Raw genomic sequence first — 18,535 nt, forward strand, 5'->3', positions numbered from 1 at the left:
CAGTCCTGTCACGGGCAGCGTTTATACACTGCCCTCATAGCCCGCCTGCTCATTTTCGAGCAGTTGCCGCAATGTCAGGAAACTGCTCTCGACGATGTTCCGGTCGGTCGGGGAGGAGAAGGCGATGCGCACGCGATGATAAATCTGATCAACGCGACCGGCTTTGAACTCGTCTTCATCGTCGATCAGAATACCGCTTTCATAGGCGGCAGCCTTGAATGTGCCGGATAGCCACGGCTCGGGCAGCCCCATCCAGAGAAAAGGAATATTGGGGCGGGACACAAAGTCGAAACCGGAGAAAACACGACGCGCGATTTCCTCGCGCGCTTTTGTTTCTATACGGCTTTTCTCGCGGATAGCGTCGGCTGCACCGGAAAGCACAAGCTGCGCGCCAGTCTCGGCCAGAAGAAAAGCCACGCCGCCCGTCATCATTTTGTGTGTGACCTTGACGCGTTGGGCGCAATGCGGCGGGCAGGAAACCCATCCGCTGCGTATGCCCGCGGCCACGGCCTTGGACAGGCTCGACACGACGAATGTGCGCTCTGGTGCAAAGCTTGCCAGCAACGGTATGTCGCTTTCGCACATGCTGCCGTAGATATCGTCCTCGATGAGCCAGACATTATAGCGTCGCGCAATATCGGCTATCGCGCGCCGCCGCTCCTCCGTCATGGTCGCAAGCGTTGGATTATGCAGGGTCGGCATGAGAAATGCCAAAGTCGGATGCTGCTGGCGGCAGGCACGCTCGAATTCTTCCGGAATGAGACCGTATTCATCATGCGCAGCCTGAATGGTGCGGCGTCCGAGAAGTCGCACAGAACGGTTTATCTGCGCATAGGTCAGATTTTCGAACAGGATGCGGTCACCCGGATTGGTGAACGCCGTGATGATGGCAATGCTCGCGGCCTGCGCGCCGTTGGTGATGACAATGCTGTCGAGATCCGGCTGCCAGCCAGCCCTGCCCAGCCATTTCTGGCCTGCTTCCAGCCAGTGCTGCGGAAACTGACGCGAATAATTGGCAATCTCCTGCGGGAAATCGCGGTGAATGTCGGTGCTGATTTTGGCAAGCACTTCATGCTGGCCGACCTCTGGCGCAGAAGTGGAATCGAGCCGGATTTTGCCCATCGGCACATCGGCGGGCTTCGTACCGATCAACCCCGGCGGAACCAAACCGGATTCGGACGGCTCTTCGCCCAGAACATAGGTGCCGCGCCCAACTTCGCCGGTAACAAGGCCGCGTTCGTGAGCAAGTGCATAGGCACGCCCGATTGTACCGATTGTCACCTTCAGATCGAAAGCGAGGTTACGCTGCGGCGGCAATTTTACGCCCGCAGGCAGTCCGCCATTGCCAATCGCTTCTTCAATGGCATCCGCCAATTGCAGGTAAAGTGGGCCAGTTCTGCTTGATAGGTCAGGAATCCAATTTGTCATGGTGACAACTTATAAATTGTATCGATTGTGGAGTCAATTATAGAGTCATTCCAACGCTGATTGATGTCATCATATCCAGATTTGCCGTATTCGAACTTCAAATCTGACGCTTTGCGGCATCTGGCTAGCAAGAGAATGGATCGAATGATGTTTTACTTCAGACCTCAGACCGAGACAATAGATACAATCCTGCCGATACCTGACGCTGATCGCATGAGTGACTTGCCTCGGGGCTTACATGCCCAGCTGGCGGCTGCGACGGGAGAGGGGACGGATGTGAGCCTGCTGCGCCGACTTGTGAGCTGGCTTTCATACATCAGCATGATGCGTCGCAGCCGATTGGCGCTGTACGAAATGACGGATGAACAATTGCGCGACATCGGCCTCAAGAGAAGCGAGGCGGAACGGGAAGCGCGTAAAGTACGCTTTCATCTCCGTTAGAGATGCAGACATGAGGTTGGGCATCTTAGGCGCTGGTTGGCAAATCTGCACCTGCAATAAGTGAGATATGTATTAGGAATATCGCGGCAGTCTTTTCAAAGAAATAGGGGGCGATAAATCCGGCTCAACTAGTTGTAATTGTTAAATTTGATGAAGTTGTTAGCATCCTAATTATTGAAGCATTTGCATAAAGCTAATGTTTAAATGAGGAGGCTGCAGTGATGAACTACATCAGGCCAGCCAATGATGTAATTGACGCAATTACTATTCTGCCGCACGTCGATATTGCGAGTGATTTGAACAAAGGCTTGCGCGCTCGGTCGGTATCGGCTGTGCCGCACCGGATACGCAAGGTCTGGACGGGGCTTGTCGATAGAGTCCGGGCATCTTCGTCAAGACGTCGGACAAGGAGGATGCTTATGGAGCTGGATGACAGGCAGCTCAAAGACATAGGCATCAGGCGGGACGAAATCTGAGCTTCCGACCTCAAGCGACCGCCCCCGCTGCCACGAATGCATTCAATGTGAAGAACTGAACCACCATTCGCTGTCATCGACAGCTGGTATAGAGATGAACTCCTCCCGCGCAAATGCGGGAGGAAGTATCAATTTCAGCAGCCTTTCTGGCCGGATGCCCAGCGATTGACGTCGCTGAGGATGCGATTGCCATGGCTTTCCTGAAGCATCGGGCCGAAAGTTTCGACGCGTGCTGGATTGCCTTCCGCCTGCACGACCAGCAGCGGGCGCGCTGCGGGGTTATGTCCAGGCACAACGAGAATGCGCGGACGACCGCTATAGGAATTCAGTTCCGGTGCAAGCGTATAGCTGCGGAAATCCTTGTCCTTGGATTTGAACCAGCAGCTATTGGCGGCCAGCGCGATGCGTTCCATCGTCGGCAGCGCTGCCTTGCTGACAGTCTGCGTGACGGGCCCGCTGGCCGGGCGCGGCGTACAGGCCGCAAGAAGCGCAATCGCAGGCAAGGCGATAAGAGCGATGGTCTTTTTCGTCAAGAAACGAACTCCAAAAGGGCACGCCACCGGGGAGGGCTGGAGGCGGCATGCGAAAATAATAACAGGAACCGGGGATGTTACCGGCTTTTAAGCCAGATGCGGCATGAAGGCCTTCAGCCCGTCACTCATCTCGTTCCAGATGCGTTCGAAGGCTGGATGCTGCTTTGCCTTTGCGGCATATGCATCGAATTTAGGAAATGCGTCCAGCAAATCCGGCTTGCCCGACAGTTTCTTCAACGGTTCCATGAGAAACCGCACCGGCAGCAACCACGCATCAGCCAGTGTCGGTTCTTCGCTGACCGCATAGAACGTATCTGGCAGGCGATGTTCGATCACCGACAGGCCGGTGTTCAGCTTTTCAAAAAGACGGTCGATCGTTGCGCTGTCACGCTCTGGTTTGCTCAACAGGATGAACAGCTTCATTGCCGGTCCGAGCACTTCCAGCTCGATCACGCGGGCCAGAAGCCGGATCAGCGCGCGCTGGCGCGGCGTGCCGGGCAAGAGCGGCTTCTCAGGAAAATGATCTTCGAGATATTCGGCGATCACAACAGCTTCGAAGAGCGTCTCGCCGGAACTGGTAATCAGCACCGGAACACGGCGCAAAGGCGTGATTTCACCGAAATCAGCCGGGAAGGGATAGGGCAGCGTGATCGGCTTGAAGGGTAAATCCTTCAGATAAAGGACACTGCGCACGAAAGCGGAATAAGGAGACAGAGGCCGAGAATAGAGCTGCATGATTTTGTCCCCCCGATTCGGTTGCCAAGGAATTCTCCCAAGGCAAAACTGCCATGAAAACAGACTACAAGCTAGACTGGTTTTCATCGGCGGGAAAGCGGGGGTGCGGGAACGTTATCTTACCGACGATGCAATTCGGTGAAGGAAATGAAAAAGGGCGGCCTCATGGAGAGCCGCCCTTTTTTGGGAAATCTATCAGGCTGCGATGCCCAGAGCGCCTGCAAAAAGCGCCCGCCCATCGTCACCGCCATGGGCGGCTTCGATCAGGTTTTCCGGATGCGGCATCATGCCAAGCACATTGCCGCGCGCATTGACGATACCGGCAATATCATTGACCGAACCGTTCGGGTTGGTGCCTTCCGCATAACGGAACACGACCTGACCTTCGCCTTCGATGCGCTTCAGCGTTTCGGCATCGGCAAAATAGTTGCCGTCATGATGCGCGACCGGGCAGCGAATGATCTGGTTCTGCTGATAGCCGCGGGTGAAGGCGGTGTTGGCATTGCTGATTTCAAGCTTCACTTCGCGGCAGACGAACTTCAGCGAGGCGTTGCGCATCAGTGCGCCTGGGAGCAGTCCGGCTTCAACGAGAATCTGGAAACCGTTGCACACGCCCATGACCATGACGCCCTTGTCGGCCTTCTCGCGCACAGCCTGAAGAACCGGCATACGGGCCGCAATCGCACCGCAGCGCAGATAATCGCCGTAAGAGAAGCCGCCGGGGATGAGGATCAGGTCGACATCGTCCGGAATGCTGGTATCGGTCTGCCAGATCGTAACAGGAGCCTGACCGGTGATCTTGGTGAGCGCTGCGATCATGTCGCGGTCACGATTGAGGCCGGGAAGGAGAATGACAGCGGATTTCATGGGCGTCTGCTTCCTTTGTTTGGCTCAGCCGATGGCGATGGAATAATCTTCGATCACTGTATTGGCGAGGAGCTTGTCGCACATGGCCTTCAGGTCTGCTTCGGCCTTGGCCTTGTCCGTGCCTTCGAGTTCGAGGTCGAACACCTTGCCCTGACGTGCCGAGTTGACGCCAGCAAAGCCGAGGCTGCCGAGTGCGCCGACGATTGCTTTGCCCTGCGGGTCCAGAACGCCGTTTTTCAGTGTAACGGTGACGCGTGCCTTGATCACTCTGTGGTTCCTGTAGCTCTAGATTTAGTTCTCACAGCTTCAGACGGAACATCTGGAACTGCTGGTCGGGAATGAAACGGCCCGGAAGGTTTTGCCTTGGCAGCTCCCGGGCCGATCAGATTACTTCACAAGCACGGGGCCGGAAGGACGGGGCGAGTCATTCTCGTTCATGATGCCGAGACGGCGCGCCACTTCCTGATAGGCCTCGACCAGTCCGCCCATATCGCGGCGGAAACGATCCTTGTCGAGCTTGTCATTGGTGTTGATATCCCAAAGACGAGCTGAGTCCGGGGAGATTTCGTCGGCGACGACGATACGCATCATGTCGCCTTCCCACAGACGGCCGCATTCGATCTTGAAGTCGACAAGCTGGATGCCGACGCCCAGGAACAGGCCGGAGAGGAAGTCGTTGACGCGAATGGCCAGCGCCATGATGTCATCGATTTCCTGCGGGCTTGCCCAGCCAAATGCGGTGATATGTTCTTCCGTGACCAACGGGTCTTCAAGAGCGTCGGCCTTGTAATAAAACTCGATGATCGAGCGCGGCAGCACCGTGCCTTCTTCGATCCCGAGGCGCTTGGACAGCGAGCCGGCAGCAACATTGCGGATCACGACTTCCAGCGGAATGATTTCCACTTCCTTGATCAACTGCTCACGCATGTTGAGACGGCGGATGAAGTGGGTTGGAATCCCGATGCGGTTCAGCTGGGTAAAAATATATTCGGAAATGCGGTTGTTGATGACACCCTTTCCGTCCACGACTTCGTGCTTTTTCTTGTTGAACGCGGTTGCATCGTCCTTGAAGAACTGGACCAGCGTTCCTGGCTCGGGGCCTTCGTAAAGAATCTTGGCCTTGCCCTCGTAAATACGGCGGCGACGGTTCATGGCTTTTCTCGGATTTCCATATCTATGGTGATCGGCTCTAAGCCGCTATTCTCGCGGGCTACCTATAGCAAATAAGGGGTTTTAACAATCCTGCTTCGTGCCCGTTCCCCCGTTTTCGGTGTTTCTCATGCAAGATTATGGACGAGCTGCAAGAAATTGATTTGCCGCTCTTGTATAATCTTGCGCCCCTTGCCAGCATTAGGCAAGAGAATGGGTGACGATCTCTTCCTAATGGGAGTTGTTGGGAGTTTTGTGAATGACGACAGGTATGGACGATCGCCGCGATACTTTCGAAAAGAAATTCGTGCACGATGCTGACTTGCGCTTCAAAGCCGAAGCGCGCCGCAACAAGCTTCTCGGATTGTGGGCTGCTGAGCGCCTTGGCAAGAAGAACGGCGAGGCAGAAGCCTATGCACGCGATGTTGTGGCAGCCGATTTTCTCGAGGTTGGTGACGGCGATGTGTTTCGCAAAATCCGTACCGATTTCGACAATGCAGGTCTCCCCGACAGTGACGAAACGATCCGCGAGAAGATGCAGCTCTTCCTTGAGGAAGCGATCCGCCAGATACAACAGGATTAAAACGATAGGGTGGAAGTGCAGGCTTCCGCCCTATCGTTTTATTTGCCCGTTACTCCGAAATGCCATTCTTATGAAATGCCAGTTGTGAAATGCCAGTTGTGAAATGAAGGAAATCCCTATGTCGTTGTCTTCGCGTTTGCGTGCCGGTGAAACTGTTCTCTCGGCGTGGTCGTCTCTTCCTGAGCCGCTGACGGTTGAAATCCTTGCCCATACAGCCTTTGATGCTGTCACGCTGGACATGCAGCACGGCGGTCATGACGAGGCGAGCGTGCTGCGCAGCGTCGGTCTCATTCTGAACGCCGGAAAGCCGCCGGTGGTGCGTATTCCGGTCGGTCGCTTCGATATGGCAAGCCGTGCGCTGGATTTCGGTGCCCAGGCGGTGATTGCACCGATGATCAACTCCGCCGAGGATGCGCGCAAGTTCGCGGCGGCCATGAAATATCCGCCGGTGGGCGAGCGTTCATGGGGCGTTTTCCGCGCCAATGCCGATTATGGTACGCCCGGTTCCAATGATTATCTGACCACGGCAAACCAGGATACACTGGCTTTCGCGATGATCGAAACGCGCGATGCCTATGATGCGCTGGACGCTATTCTGGATGTGCGCGGCATTGACGGCGTATTTGTAGGCCCGGCTGATTTCTCGATTGCCTGGAGCAATGGACGCGAAGCCAATCCGAATTCTGACGCCATCGTCGAGCCGATCAGCAATATTGCGCGCAAGGCTGCTGCCGCTGGCAAGATTGCGGGCATTTACTCCCCGTCTCCGGAATTTGCGCGGCGCTATATTCCGTTGGGCTTCCGGTTTGTGACCGTTAGCAATGAAGGTGGCTATCTGCGCCTTGCTGCGCAGAAGCTGGTGGATACCGTTCGCGCCTGAGTTGGCCTCAGATCGTTGAATAGACAAAAGGCGGGTTTCAAACCCGCCTTTTTGTTTCAGTGCTGTTTTGGCGCCTGGAGTTGCGTCATGAACTCTGCAAACACCATCGAGCCTTCTGGCCAAGGGCCGTGGCCTGAATCCGAGTTGATATGGCCGGATTCACCTGCATCGATGAGCATCGCGCCCCAATCCTTCACGACCTCTTCGGCAGCTTCGAAGCTTGAGAAAGGATCGTTGCGGCTTACGACCGTGATGGTCGGGAAGGGCAGTCGTTCACGCGGATAAGGACCGAAGGTCATCAAATGCTTCGGACGAATGCTCTCATTGGAGACATCCGGGGGTGCGACGAAAAACGCGCCTGCGATCTTGTGCTGGATCAGCGGCACGGCGTGCAAGGCTGCGGCCACACCCAGAGAATGCGCAACCAGCACGATGGGCTTTGTTGCGGCATTCGCGGCTTTGACCACTTCGCCGACCCAATCGTCGCGCACCGGCTTAGACCATTCGGCCTGCTGCACACGGCGCGCGGTCGAGAGCTTGCTCTCCCAACGGGTCTGCCAGTGGTCCGGGCCCGAATTGGTATAGCCGGGAATAATGAGGATATCTGCGTCTTTGACTTTCATAGCCCCCATTTAGATCGCCTCTGTCCGTTCTTCAAGCGCTTCGACGTGCGGCGAAACGAATGCGAATGTTGAACAGCCTGTTCGCTGATCGCGATCTTGTGAACGACGCAGCAAACAGCGATGTTTAGGGCGAGAAAAACGCGAAGGAGAGCATAGGCCATGACAATCAGCAGACGTTCGGTGCTTGGCGCTACGGGAGCTGCTGTGATGGCTGGTATATTGCCCGCGCGTGCAGACATGCCGTCGAAGGAGAATGATATGACACAGCAATTGAAGACGCCGGTCACTGAGGCGACCCGGCCTGTTGCACCGCTTCCATTTGCTATGACTGCGCCGATGCGCGTGGCGCGGATTGGTCTCAAGGCACGCGATGCGGAAACGCTGGCTGAATATTACCGCGACGTTGTTGGCTTGCGCGAAATGAGCCGTCGTGGCGCGTCCATCGTTCTCGGCGCTGGTGATCGCGAGTTGATGGAAATCGATCAGTTCTCGGCTGCTCGTCCAGATGATCCGCGCAGCGCTGGTCTTTACCACACGGCGTTCCTGCTGCCGACGCGTGGCGATCTGGCGCGCTGGTCGCGCCGGGCTATCGACAAGCAATTGCCGGTTGTCGGCGCTTCGGACCACGATGTCAGCGAAGCCATCTACCTGACCGACCCGGAAGGCAACGGCATAGAGATCTATTCCGACCGCCCGCATGAGAATTGGCAGTGGAATGGTGACCGCGTGAAAATGGGCACGGAAGCGCTCGATGTGCGCGGCTTGCTTGATGTCATCAAGACGGAAGGCGGAGAATGGAGCGGTGCGCCGCAGAACACGGTCGTCGGCCATGTGCATCTGCGCGTCGGCAACGCTCACGATGCGGAAACCTTCTGGCACAATGAACTTGGGCTGGAAACGGTGCAGACTTATGGCGACCGGGCTGTGTTTATGTCCACCGGGCGTTACCACCACCATATCGCGGCCAATGCCTGGCAGAGCGCCGGTGCTGGCAAGCGCGATGCGGATCGGACAGGACTTGCCTGGGTCGAGTTGGAAGATACGCGCGGCGGGGACAACAGTTCTTTCGTTGATCCTTGGGGCAATGTGGTCAATACGATCAAGACCAAGGCTTAAAGGCTAAGCCGCTGAGAAAAGTAAAAAGCCCCATGTTTTCCAAAACATGGGGCTTTTTCTAATGTGAAAAAATGACTTGAAGGGTGATCGTTTCAGATCAGTCGAATACTTGTTGTCCCCCTCATCCTGAGGAGCCGTTGAAAACGGCGTCTCGAAGGAGAGGGAAACGGCAGCACCAGAGCCTAAATCTCCTTAGCCGAAGACACGCTGGAAAATCGTATCCACATGCTTGGTGTGGTAGCCGAGATCGAACTTCTCGCGGATCTGCTCTTCGGAGAGGGCTGCACGCACTTCCGCGTCGCCGAGCAGTTCTTCGAGGAAGTCTGCACCTTGTTCCCAGACCTTCATGGCGTTGCGCTGCACGAGGCGATAGGCGTCTTCGCGCGATACGCCAGCCTGCGTCAGTGCCAGCAGAACGCGCTGCGAATGCACCAGGCCGCGGAACTTGTTCATGTTTTTCAGCATGTTGTCCGGATAGATCACCAGCTTTTCGACAACGCCAGCCAGGCGGTTAAGCGCGAAATCGAGCGTGATGGTGGTGTCCGGTCCAATGGCGCGTTCGACGCTCGAATGCGAAATATCGCGTTCGTGCCAGAGAGCGACGTTTTCCATCGCAGGCGTGACCGACATACGCACCAGACGGGCGAGGCCGGTCAGGTTTTCGGTCAGAACCGGGTTGCGCTTGTGCGGCATGGCCGACGAACCCTTCTGACCCGGAGAGAAAAACTCTTCGGCTTCCAGAACTTCGGTGCGCTGCATGTGGCGGATTTCGATGGCGACATTTTCGATGGACGAGGCGATGACGCCGAGTGTCGCGAAGAACATCGCGTGACGGTCGCGCGGGATAACCTGCGTGGAAACCGGCTCGGCTTCGAGGCCAAGCTTGGCACAGACATATTCCTCAACGCGCGGGTCGATATTGGCAAAGGTGCCGACCGCACCGGAAATCGCACCGGTTGCGATTTCTGCGCGTGCTGCGACGAGACGGGTGCGGTTGCGCTGCATTTCTGCATAGAAACGCGCGAAGGTGAGGCCCATCGTGGTCGGTTCGGCATGGATGCCATGGCTGCGGCCGATACGCACCGTATCCTTGTGCTCAAAAGCGCGGGTCTTCAGCGCGGTCAGAACGCGGTCCATATCGGCGAGCAGCAGATCGGCAGCGCGCACCAGCTGGACGTTGAGCGTGGTGTCGAGCACGTCCGAAGAGGTCATGCCCTGATGCACGAAACGGCTGTCCGGGCCAATGAATTCAGCAAGATGGGTCAGGAAGGCGATAACGTCATGCTTGGTGACAGCTTCGATCTCGTCAATGCGAGCGACGTCGAATTTCGCCACGCTACCCTTTTCCCAGATGGTCTTGGCAGCTTCCTTCGGGATGACGCCCAGTTCGGCCAGCGCTTCGCAAGCATAGGCTTCGATCTCGAACCAGATACGGAATTTCGTCTCTGGGGACCAGATAGCGACCATTTCAGGCCGGGAATAGCGCGGGATCATTGGCAAATCCTGTTTTGGCGGCCCGGATGCGGGCCGCAGGTCTTGGGAAATCGGGATAGGCGCGGTTTAGCAGAGGTGACGCCTCTGCTCAACGTCTTAACGACGCGCAGCTTCGGCTGCGGCGCGGATTGCCTGAATATTGGCGCGGTAGGTTTCGACCGAATTGCCCTTATAGACGGCAGAGCCTGCAACAAGAACATTGGCGCCTGCGGCGACAACCAAGCCAGCGGTTTCCGCCGTCACGCCGCCATCGACTTCAATATCGATTGGACGGTCGCCAACCATTTCACGGACGCGCTTGATCTTGTCGATCATCGGGTGGATGAACTTCTGGCCACCGAAGCCCGGATTGACGGTCATGACCAGGATCAGGTCGACATCATCCAGAATATTGGTGATCGCTTCAACCGGAGTTGCCGGATTGAGCGCGATACCGGCCTTTTTGCCGAGCGCGCGGATCGATTGCAGCGAACGATGCGTGTGCGGACCGGCTTCGGCATGAACTGTAATCACATCGCAGCCTGCATCGGCAAAGGGCTCGAGAAAGAGATCGCATGGCGCGATCATCAGATGCGTGTCGAAGATTGCCTTGGTGCGCGGGCGGATCGCCTTCACCACCTGCGGGCCAAACGTGATGTTTGGCACGAAATGCCCATCCATGACATCGATGTGGATCCAGTCGGCACCGGCTTCCAGCACGGCATCAACTTCTTCGCCAAGACGGGCGAAATCTGCGGAAAGAATGGACGGGGCAATCGCGATGGGACGCATGGTGGGCTCCTTGAGCAATTTCCTGGGGTGACTGGCTCCCAGGCAATATCGCTTGCCGGTAGCACGGGGCAGGGGCGCACTCAACCAATTAAAGCAGCGCAAAAACGCCTATATCGGTTGAAATTGCCGCTCCGGCCCCGTGTTGAACCCTAAAGGGAACTTTATCCCCAGCGCTTGTGGAACCACATCCACTGGCCCGGATATTCACGAACCCATTGCTCGACGGTATCGTTGAGCAATTGCGCCGTGGCATCGATATCGATCTGGCCCTTGTCGTCGCGCGGCAGTTCCATGCGCTCATAAAGTTCCAGCCGGTAGCGTCCGCCGGGTAGACGGATACAGCGCGCCGGATAGACATCGCAATCATACTGGCGGGCAAGCTTTGCCAGCAGTGGATTGGTTTTCACCGGACGGTTGAAGAATGTTGACGGCACACCGCGCGAAAACTTCTGGTCGACGAGCATGCCGACATTGCCGCCATCGCCCAGAATACCCGCTAGCGCCCAGGCCGCGCCTGCCTTGGAAGGCACGAGGTGACCCATATTGGTGTGGCGGGCTTTCAGAACCTTGTTGGCGATATAGGGATTGTTCGGCGGACGGAACAGCGCGGTGACATTCAGGCCGAATGTAGCAGCGCAGATCGGAAGCAGCTCGAAATTGCCCGTATGTGCCGTGAAGAAGATATGCGGCTTCTTTTCATCGCGCAGGCGTTCGAAAATCGGAATGCCATCGACTTCGATCAGGCCCGGCTTGGCAGCATGGGGATCAAAATCGAAAATCGCGTCGAGGAAAATATATTCCGCCAGAAGGCGCGCCATGGAATCCCACATGTCGCGCGCAATCACTTCGATCTCCGCATCGCTCTTTTCGGGATAGGCCTTGCGCAGATTGTTGGTTGCGATCTTGTGGCGCGGCGTCAGTGGCCCGATGAGACGGGACACCTTGGCCGCAAAGCTGATGGCAGCCTTCGCCGGAAACAGGCGCAACAGGCCAAGCAGCACAAAAACGGCCTGAGCCCAGAGCCAGTAATTGAACTGCTTCAGCTTGCGCGACCAGCGAAAGAGCAGGAGCTTCAGTTTGAACATCATGACAGGGACAGGCTTCAGTCGATCTGGAGAATGATCTTGCCGAAGACGTCGCGGCCTTCCATGCGCTTCAGGGCGGTGTCGATATCGTTGAAGCCGACCACCGTGTCGATGACCGGATGCACGATACCACGCGCCATTTTCTGCATGGCGTCAGCCATGTTTTCCATACGGCAGCCGAAGGAACCCAGAATCTTGAGCTGCTGCTGGAACAGCTGCATCAGGTTCATATTGGTCGAAACGCCCGAGGTCGAACCGCAAGTGACAAGACGCGCGCCGCGCTTCATGCAGAGCATCGAGCCGGCCCATGTGTCTGCGCCGACATGTTCGAAGACGACATCGACGCCCTTCTTCTTGGTCAGCTTGCGCACAACACCTTCGAAGCGGTCTTCGCGATAGTTGATGACGTGATCGGCGCCGAGAGCCTTGGCCTTCTGGATCTTGTCGTCAGAACCGACTGTGGTGATGACCGTGCAGCCCATTTTCTTGGCAAGCTGGATCGCTGCCGAACCGATGCCCGAGCCGCCAGCCTGTACAAGAACAGTTTCGCCCGGTTCCAGCTTGGCATTGTCGAACAACATATGCTCGACCGTGCCGAAGGTCACGGGAGCAACGGCAGCACCGATAGCGTCAACACCGGGAGGTGCAGCCACGAGCAGGCGGGCCGGAAGGTTCACGGCTTCGCAGGCAAAACCATCGAGATGGAAACCATGCACGCCGCCGACATGTTCGCACAGATTGTCTCGGCCTTCGCGGCAGGCGCGGCAAAGGCCGCAGGTGCGCGCACCATAGATCGAAACGAGCTGTCCGGGCAGCAGATTGGAAACGCCGGGACCAACGGCATCGACAACACCGGATGCTTCCGCACCGATCACCAGTGGCATTTTGCGCTTGGCGAAAGCCATGCCGCGCCAGCCCCATACGTCGATATGGTTAAGCGCGACCGCCTTGATCTTGACCGTTACTTCGCCAAGGCCGGGAGGCGGAGGCGGTGCAATATCGGTGATTTCAAGGCGACGGTCGTCGAGAAGCTGCAAAGCGCGCATGGGCTATTCCTTTCATGGCATGATCCCGGAGAGCTTCCGCCTTCCGGGATCATCAGGAAATTAAGAGCATAATCCGACCGGAGTGAAACGAGGATCGATAAGATTATGCTTTACGTAAAGGGGTTTAGAGCGCCGATCTGATCTATTCAGATCGAAATGCGCTCTAAATTCATATTCCGGACGGATTAATTCGGATTTGCCGCCAAAACAAGGCTCGTATTCTGTCCGCCGAAGCCAAATGAGTTTGAAAGCACTGCGGAAACCTCCGCCTGACGCTTCACATTCGGCACAACGTCCAGCGGAATGGCCGGGTCCGGATTGTCGTAATTGATGGTTGGCGGCAGCGTACCCGTCTGGATCGTAAGCAGTGAGAACACAGCTTCAATCGCACCGGCGGCGGTCAGCGTATGGCCGATCATCGACTTGTTCGATGAAACCGGGATGGATTCGATGCGGTCGCCGAACACGGTCGAAAGCGCCAGATATTCCATCTTGTCGTTTTCCGGCGTCGAGGTGCCGTGTGCATTGACATAGGAAATCTGGTCTTCGGTCAGACCTGCATCAGCAAGGGCCGCGCGCACAGTGCCAATGGCAGGCGAAGCATCCGGCTTCGAACGGGTGCGGTGGAAGTCGTCGGCCTTTTCGCCGCAACCGGCCAGAATACCGAGAACCTTGGCGCCACGGGCGACAGCGCTTTCGAGCGATTCCATAACGAGTGCGCCAGAACCTTCGGCCATGGCAAAGCCGTCGCGGTCCTTCGAAAAAGGCTTTGATGCCTTTTCCGGCTTTTCATTCTGCGTTGACAGTGCGGAAAGCAGCGAGAAGCGGATTAGTGCTTCCGCCGAGACGGAACCGTCGGTGCCAATAGCCAGAACATGGTCGCTTTCGCCACGACGGATGGCTTCAACGCCAAGCTGGATCGCTGTTGCACCCGAAGCGCAGGCGGTGGACAGCGTGATCGGCAGACCGCGCGTCCCGAAGGCTTCCGAGAGACGCTCGGCGATATAACCGAACTGCGTCGTGTTGAAGAGCGCTTCATGGCGCACACGACGGCAGGCTTCGAGCAGAAGCTGATAGCTGGCCGGGCCTTCGTTCTTCACGCTGGCATCAAGCGCAAAGCGGCTTTTCCAGTCGAGTTCGACCGGAGGCGCGGCCAGAAAGAGCGGGCCGCCGAAATTGGTTGTCGAAAGGCCAGACTGGGCAAGCGCCTCCTCACCGGCAAGACGTGCCAGCTTTTCCGACAGGGCCGACGCGCCGGTTTCGCTTTCAGGCAGGAAATCTACAGTGCCTGCAAAGCGTGTGTTCAGATTTTCCAGCGGAAAACGGGTAATGCTGTGAATGCCCGAAACACCGCCGGTCAGCGCGGCCCAGTTGTCTTCCTTGCCCTGTCCGAGCGAGGAAACAACGCCTGCGCCCGTGATGGCGACGATGGGGCGGCCCAGATGGTCTGTATATTTGGTCATCTTATGCTCTCACCAGCTTTGCGGCGCCTTCGGCGCGCGTTGCTCCGACAGTGGTGACGACGGCTTCGCTGATTTTTCCATCAGCGGCCTTTTCCGATGCGTTCAACGGCGCAAAAGCTTCACCCTTCCAGACGGAAATGGCAGCTAGCGCCAATGCCAACGGAAATTGTGCTTCGCGCAAATTTCCGGTCAGGCCGGATATGCCGCGATAGGCTGCGGAAAAGCCGTCCAATACGGATTTTTCGGCTTTGGTTGCTTCATGAGCGCCGGATGCGCCGGAAACAACATAGGCCGGGTCCTTACCGTCATTGGCTGCCAGAACAAGATCGCGAACGGTTTTCGCAAGATCGTCGCTTTCGCGGCGGATTTGCGTGGCTGCGATTCCCGCGACTTCCGCATAGGCGCGTGCGCCGCGCTTTGCTGCATGTTCGGCATTTTCGAGAACGAGGAACACACCACCAGAGCCGGAGATCATGCCGCCGCCTGCCGAGCCATCACGCTCCCAGAGCGGTGCCCAGCCGTCGTGCTTGAGCAGTCCGCCCAGTTCGTGACCGAGAATCATGTCGAAATGTTCGGCATTGTAGGAGCCGCCCACCAGCGCATGCGTGCTTTGCCCGGTGCGGATGCGGGCTGCCGCTGTTTCAATGGCCGAAATGCCGGAGCCTTCTTCGCCCATGAACGTGCGCGAAGAACCCGTCACCTTGTGGACGATGGAAATATTGCCTGCGAGCAGGTTGGAAAGCTGCGCCAGAAACAGGGTCGGCCGCAGTTCGGTCGAGAGTTTCTCGTTCAGCATCACACCACGATTGTTGCTGGTGCGGCCTTCTTCGAGAATCTGCATATCGACGGTAATGTCGCGTTCGCCGCCACCCGCACCCACAACCATATCCATGGTCGCGCAGAGCGCTTCATCGTCCTTCATGCCTGCATCCTGCAGCGCGAGACCTGCGGCGTAAGTGCCGAGTCGCTGCCAGGTTTCCATCTGGCGCTGGTCGCCGCGCTTTGGAATTTGCAGGCTCCAATCGACTTCGCCGAGTGGATGAACGGTGTAGGGAGCAAAGGCTTCTCTTTCGAGGCGTGGTTCGCTACCCGCTGTCGAAAAAGCGTTCCAATGCACTTCGGCGCCTTCGCCGAGTGATGAAATAATGCCGATGCCGGTGATGACGACTTTATTGTTCTGCATGGGTCCGGTTCTGCCGTGATGAGGCCAAGGTCTATCCGAGAACTATCTTGCGCTCCAGAAACGGAATCAGGGCGAACATTGCTGTCCACCCTTCAATACCGTCAATTTTTCAGCGAGCTCAGGCCTTCTTGGCCGCAACCAGCTCGTCGATCTTGGCGCAGAGATTCTTCAGGACGAAGTACTCTTCGGTCGGAACCTTGCCTTCGTTTACTTCCTGCGTCCACTGCTCAAGCGGAATCTTGATGCCGAAAGCCTTGTCGATAGCGAAGACGATGTCGAGGAAGTCGAGGCTGTCGATGCCCAGATCGTCGATGGTGTGGCTTTCCGGCGTGATGGTGTCACGATCGATTTCACTGGTTTCGGCGATGATGTCGGCGACTTTGTCAAAAGTAGAGGACAAGTTTCGATTCCTTTATTCCTGATGATGCCGCGAATTATAGGCATCTGATTTTTTCGTCGCATTTCGCGGCCAGCAAAAGTGTTGGGCACATTTGCTGGAAATGCTCTGTATGCGCGTGTCTAGCGTTTTTCCGGTCATGAGGAAAGTCATATTAGTTTCAAGATCACCGGGAGTTCGATGCGCATATAAGATGCCAGACGAGCGAAGCGCAACATAAAGGCAATCTCAATTTTTTGAAATCTCTTCATGCGGGGCTGTGTCGGCATGTTTTTCAGCGCTTGGCGAAATAGATTACACCTATCAGAGAGATCGCAATCATCGCACAGGCAAGCCCCGTTTCCAGCGGGCCATCCTGCACAATAATGGCGACCAGCCCTGATATGATACTCGCCACGGTGCCAAGCACTCCAGGCTGTTGCAATGTATTCACAACGGGGTTGCCGGGTTGAGCACCCTCTGGCCGCGTGTTGTAAGCGGGTTCGTAGGAGTGAGGGAACGAAATGCCCGCCGGATGCGCGGGGTCGACATCGTTGACAGGCTTTAGCGCAAGCGCCAGCGCGCGTGAACGCACCCGTTCAACACGAGCCTGCCAGCCTTTGCCGAAGGTTGCGGCGGCAGCAAGTCCCCGGAGCCAGGCCGCGCGCTCATCGCATAGTCTGTCGATAATATCCTGCGGCGGGCGTGCTGAGAGCGCTGCGAAAGTCGCGGGTCCGAGAAAGCCGTCTTGCAATAGACCAAGTATTTGCTGCAACATTTTTATCGCGTGACTTGGGCCTGAGTTGACCGCAAAGTCCAGCATGGCATAGTCAACGCCAGAGGGAAGACTGTCCCCGTCTATCTTGTCCCAATACTGCTTTCTATAAATGTCTGTTGCAGTATCTTTCGTAAGATTTTTCACATCCTGGGCGGATTCTGAATGACCGGTCCATCTTGCCAGAGTGCCAATGGTAATACCCATATTGGTTGCGCCGCCAGGATCAGCCGGATTGTCGACGTAGCCACCTTCTTCCTGAAATATATACGGCATAATCGTCGCAAAATTTAATCGCATATCTATACCTTTTTCAATTTATATTTGAAAAATATAATAAATACAGTGTCAGTAATACTGAATGCTCTAACATATAGACATGTAAAAAATATCGGAGGAATCGATTGTGATCAAGCGGCAACCCTCTTGCTTAAGAGCTTGCAATGCGGCTTGATGCGGTTCCCTTAAATCATACTTTTACAGGCGGCAGACGTGACATCGGAAGTTTTCGGACATGCGCCAGACGGGCAGGCGGTTCATCGGCTGACCATCTCCAACGGGCCGTTGACGGCCAGGATCATCACCTGGGGTGCGGCGATTCAGGATTTGCGCCTCGCGGGCCATGACGCGCCGCTGGTGATCGGCTATGAGAATTTTGATGATTATCCTGCCCATTCTCCGCATCTGGGTGCAATTGCAGGCCGCTCGGCCAACCGCATTCGCGACGCGCATTTTGTACTGGACGGCAAGACCTATGAGGTAGAGGCGAATTATCTCGGACGCCATAATCTTCATGGCGGCAGCAAGGGGCTCGGCAATCGCGTCTGGAAGGTCACCGGCAGCGGCGCGGATTATGTGACGCTTGGTACGGTCGCCGAAGATGGCGAAATGGGCTTTCCAGGCAATCTCAAGGTCAGCTGCACCTATATGCTCAATGGCAACGGCGCGCTGATCGTGCGGCTGGAAGCGGTGACCGACAAGCCGACGGTCTGCAATCTTTTGCATCACAGCTATTTCAATCTCGATGATGGCGGAGAAAGTGACATCCTCGACCATCAGCTCAAGATTCTCGCCGACGCTTATATGCCGGTTGATGAGGCGCTGATTCCAGATGGGCGCGTTTTGCCGGTCAAGAACACGGTGTTCGATTTCCGCGATTATCGCCCGATCCGCCATGCCGACAACGGCAAGCAGGTTGAGTATGACAGCAATTTCTGTCTGTCGGCGACACGTGTGCCATTGCGGCTTTGCGCCTCAGTCAAGGGCGCGAAGTCAGGTGTGCGCATGGACGTGCTGACGACAGAGCCAGGCGTCCAGTTCTATGCTGGCAATACGATGGCCAATGATTGCATCGGCCTCACTGGCAAGCCCTATGGCAAACATGCAGGCTTCTGCCTGGAGCCGCAAATCTGGCCCGGCTCGCTTGAATATCCTTATTTCCCGCAGGCCATTCTGCGCCCGGGCGAAATCTACGCCCAGGAAAGCCGTTTCGCCTTTACGCGGGAATAGCC

Annotated in this window: 21 protein-coding genes; 6 read left to right on the forward strand and 15 right to left on the reverse strand. The window is 56.5% G+C overall.

What is annotated here, in order from left to right; all coding sequences use genetic code 11:
* Window positions 1-21: 21 nt before the first annotated feature.
* On the reverse strand, window positions 22-1,428 hold the full coding sequence (locus FGI60_RS09815; RefSeq protein ID WP_138785025.1) for an aminotransferase-like domain-containing protein: 1,407 nt from the start codon (window positions 1,426-1,428) through the stop codon (window positions 22-24).
* A 276-nt stretch (window positions 1,429-1,704) separates the two neighbouring features.
* On the opposite strand from FGI60_RS09815, the gene FGI60_RS26515 reads away from it, so the two are divergent.
* On the forward strand, window positions 1,705-1,869 hold the full coding sequence (locus FGI60_RS26515) for a DUF1127 domain-containing protein (RefSeq protein WP_235889779.1): 165 nt from the start codon (window positions 1,705-1,707) through the stop codon (window positions 1,867-1,869).
* Between the two features lie 221 nt (window positions 1,870-2,090).
* Window positions 2,091-2,345, forward strand: coding sequence for a DUF1127 domain-containing protein (locus tag FGI60_RS26795; protein ID WP_374843440.1), 255 nt, complete (start codon window positions 2,091-2,093; stop codon window positions 2,343-2,345).
* Between the two features lie 134 nt (window positions 2,346-2,479).
* Here FGI60_RS26795 and FGI60_RS09830 read toward each other — a convergent pair whose 3' ends face one another.
* From FGI60_RS09830 to purC, 5 genes are all read right to left on the reverse strand, one after another.
* On the reverse strand, window positions 2,480-2,878 hold the full coding sequence (locus FGI60_RS09830) for a hypothetical protein (RefSeq protein ID WP_138785027.1): 399 nt from the start codon (window positions 2,876-2,878) through the stop codon (window positions 2,480-2,482).
* A gap of 87 nt (window positions 2,879-2,965) precedes the next feature.
* Window positions 2,966-3,613 carry a glutathione S-transferase family protein gene (locus tag FGI60_RS09835; protein ID WP_138785028.1) on the reverse strand — a complete coding sequence of 216 codons (648 nt, stop codon included), beginning with the start codon at window positions 3,611-3,613 and terminating at the stop codon, window positions 2,966-2,968.
* Between the two features lie 195 nt (window positions 3,614-3,808).
* Window positions 3,809-4,480 (reverse strand): phosphoribosylformylglycinamidine synthase subunit PurQ, encoded by a 672-nt coding sequence (gene purQ, locus FGI60_RS09840; protein WP_138785029.1) that lies wholly within the window; start codon window positions 4,478-4,480, stop codon window positions 3,809-3,811.
* Window positions 4,481-4,504: 24 nt separating this feature from the next.
* Window positions 4,505-4,747, reverse strand: a complete 243-nt coding sequence (purS, locus tag FGI60_RS09845; RefSeq protein ID WP_138785030.1) for a phosphoribosylformylglycinamidine synthase subunit PurS — start codon at window positions 4,745-4,747, stop codon at window positions 4,505-4,507.
* Between the two features lie 120 nt (window positions 4,748-4,867).
* Window positions 4,868-5,632 (reverse strand): phosphoribosylaminoimidazolesuccinocarboxamide synthase, encoded by a 765-nt coding sequence (purC, locus tag FGI60_RS09850; RefSeq protein WP_113533538.1) that lies wholly within the window; start codon window positions 5,630-5,632, stop codon window positions 4,868-4,870.
* A gap of 256 nt (window positions 5,633-5,888) precedes the next feature.
* Between purC and FGI60_RS09860 the strand changes: the two genes are divergently transcribed.
* Both FGI60_RS09860 and FGI60_RS09865 read left to right on the forward strand, forming a co-directional pair.
* Window positions 5,889-6,212, forward strand: a complete 324-nt coding sequence (locus tag FGI60_RS09860; RefSeq protein ID WP_138785031.1) for a DUF1476 domain-containing protein — start codon at window positions 5,889-5,891, stop codon at window positions 6,210-6,212.
* A 112-nt stretch (window positions 6,213-6,324) separates the two neighbouring features.
* Entirely contained in the window at window positions 6,325-7,092 is a 768-nt protein-coding gene (locus FGI60_RS09865; protein WP_171058750.1) for an HpcH/HpaI aldolase family protein, read from the forward strand.
* A 56-nt stretch (window positions 7,093-7,148) separates the two neighbouring features.
* On the opposite strand, the gene FGI60_RS09870 is transcribed toward FGI60_RS09865, so the two are convergent.
* Complete coding sequence (locus FGI60_RS09870; RefSeq protein ID WP_138785185.1) at window positions 7,149-7,715, reverse strand: alpha/beta hydrolase; 567 nt, start codon at window positions 7,713-7,715, stop codon at window positions 7,149-7,151.
* A gap of 159 nt (window positions 7,716-7,874) precedes the next feature.
* Between FGI60_RS09870 and FGI60_RS09875 the strand changes: the two genes are divergently transcribed.
* Window positions 7,875-8,831, forward strand: coding sequence for a VOC family protein (locus FGI60_RS09875; protein ID WP_374843412.1), 957 nt, complete (start codon window positions 7,875-7,877; stop codon window positions 8,829-8,831).
* Between the two features lie 192 nt (window positions 8,832-9,023).
* Here FGI60_RS09875 and purB read toward each other — a convergent pair whose 3' ends face one another.
* The 8 genes from purB to FGI60_RS09915 form a co-directional block, all read right to left on the reverse strand.
* A complete protein-coding gene (gene purB, locus FGI60_RS09880) occupies window positions 9,024-10,325 on the reverse strand; it encodes an adenylosuccinate lyase (protein ID WP_138785033.1) in 1,302 nt (433 codons plus the stop codon).
* 96 nt (window positions 10,326-10,421) lie between these two features.
* On the reverse strand, window positions 10,422-11,096 hold the full coding sequence (gene rpe / locus FGI60_RS09885) for a ribulose-phosphate 3-epimerase (RefSeq protein WP_138785034.1): 675 nt from the start codon (window positions 11,094-11,096) through the stop codon (window positions 10,422-10,424).
* A 161-nt stretch (window positions 11,097-11,257) separates the two neighbouring features.
* A complete protein-coding gene (locus tag FGI60_RS09890; RefSeq protein ID WP_078338465.1) occupies window positions 11,258-12,184 on the reverse strand; it encodes a lipid A biosynthesis lauroyl acyltransferase in 927 nt (308 codons plus the stop codon).
* Between the two features lie 14 nt (window positions 12,185-12,198).
* Window positions 12,199-13,227, reverse strand: a complete 1,029-nt coding sequence (locus FGI60_RS09895) for a zinc-binding dehydrogenase (protein WP_138785035.1) — start codon at window positions 13,225-13,227, stop codon at window positions 12,199-12,201.
* 185 nt (window positions 13,228-13,412) lie between these two features.
* Complete coding sequence (locus FGI60_RS09900; RefSeq protein WP_138785036.1) at window positions 13,413-14,690, reverse strand: beta-ketoacyl-ACP synthase; 1,278 nt, start codon at window positions 14,688-14,690, stop codon at window positions 13,413-13,415.
* 1 nt (window position 14,691) lies between these two features.
* Entirely contained in the window at window positions 14,692-15,873 is a 1,182-nt protein-coding gene (locus FGI60_RS09905) for a beta-ketoacyl-ACP synthase (protein WP_138785037.1), read from the reverse strand.
* 118 nt (window positions 15,874-15,991) lie between these two features.
* Window positions 15,992-16,273: an acyl carrier protein gene (locus FGI60_RS09910; RefSeq protein ID WP_078338469.1), complete on the reverse strand. Its 282-nt coding sequence runs from the start codon at window positions 16,271-16,273 to the stop codon at window positions 15,992-15,994.
* 271 nt (window positions 16,274-16,544) lie between these two features.
* The gene (locus FGI60_RS09915; RefSeq protein WP_138785038.1) at window positions 16,545-17,324 is read right to left on the reverse strand and encodes a glycoside hydrolase family 108 protein; all 780 of its coding nucleotides are present in this window, start codon (window positions 17,322-17,324) and stop codon (window positions 16,545-16,547) included.
* A 192-nt stretch (window positions 17,325-17,516) separates the two neighbouring features.
* On the opposite strand from FGI60_RS09915, the gene FGI60_RS09920 reads away from it, so the two are divergent.
* Window positions 17,517-18,533 carry an aldose epimerase family protein gene (locus tag FGI60_RS09920; protein WP_138785039.1) on the forward strand — a complete coding sequence of 339 codons (1,017 nt, stop codon included), beginning with the start codon at window positions 17,517-17,519 and terminating at the stop codon, window positions 18,531-18,533.
* The last annotated feature ends 2 nt before the right edge of the window (window positions 18,534-18,535 follow it).

Origin of the sequence: Brucella haematophila (assembly GCF_005938105.1) — a bacterium.
GTDB lineage: Bacteria > Pseudomonadota > Alphaproteobacteria > Rhizobiales > Rhizobiaceae > Brucella > Brucella haematophila.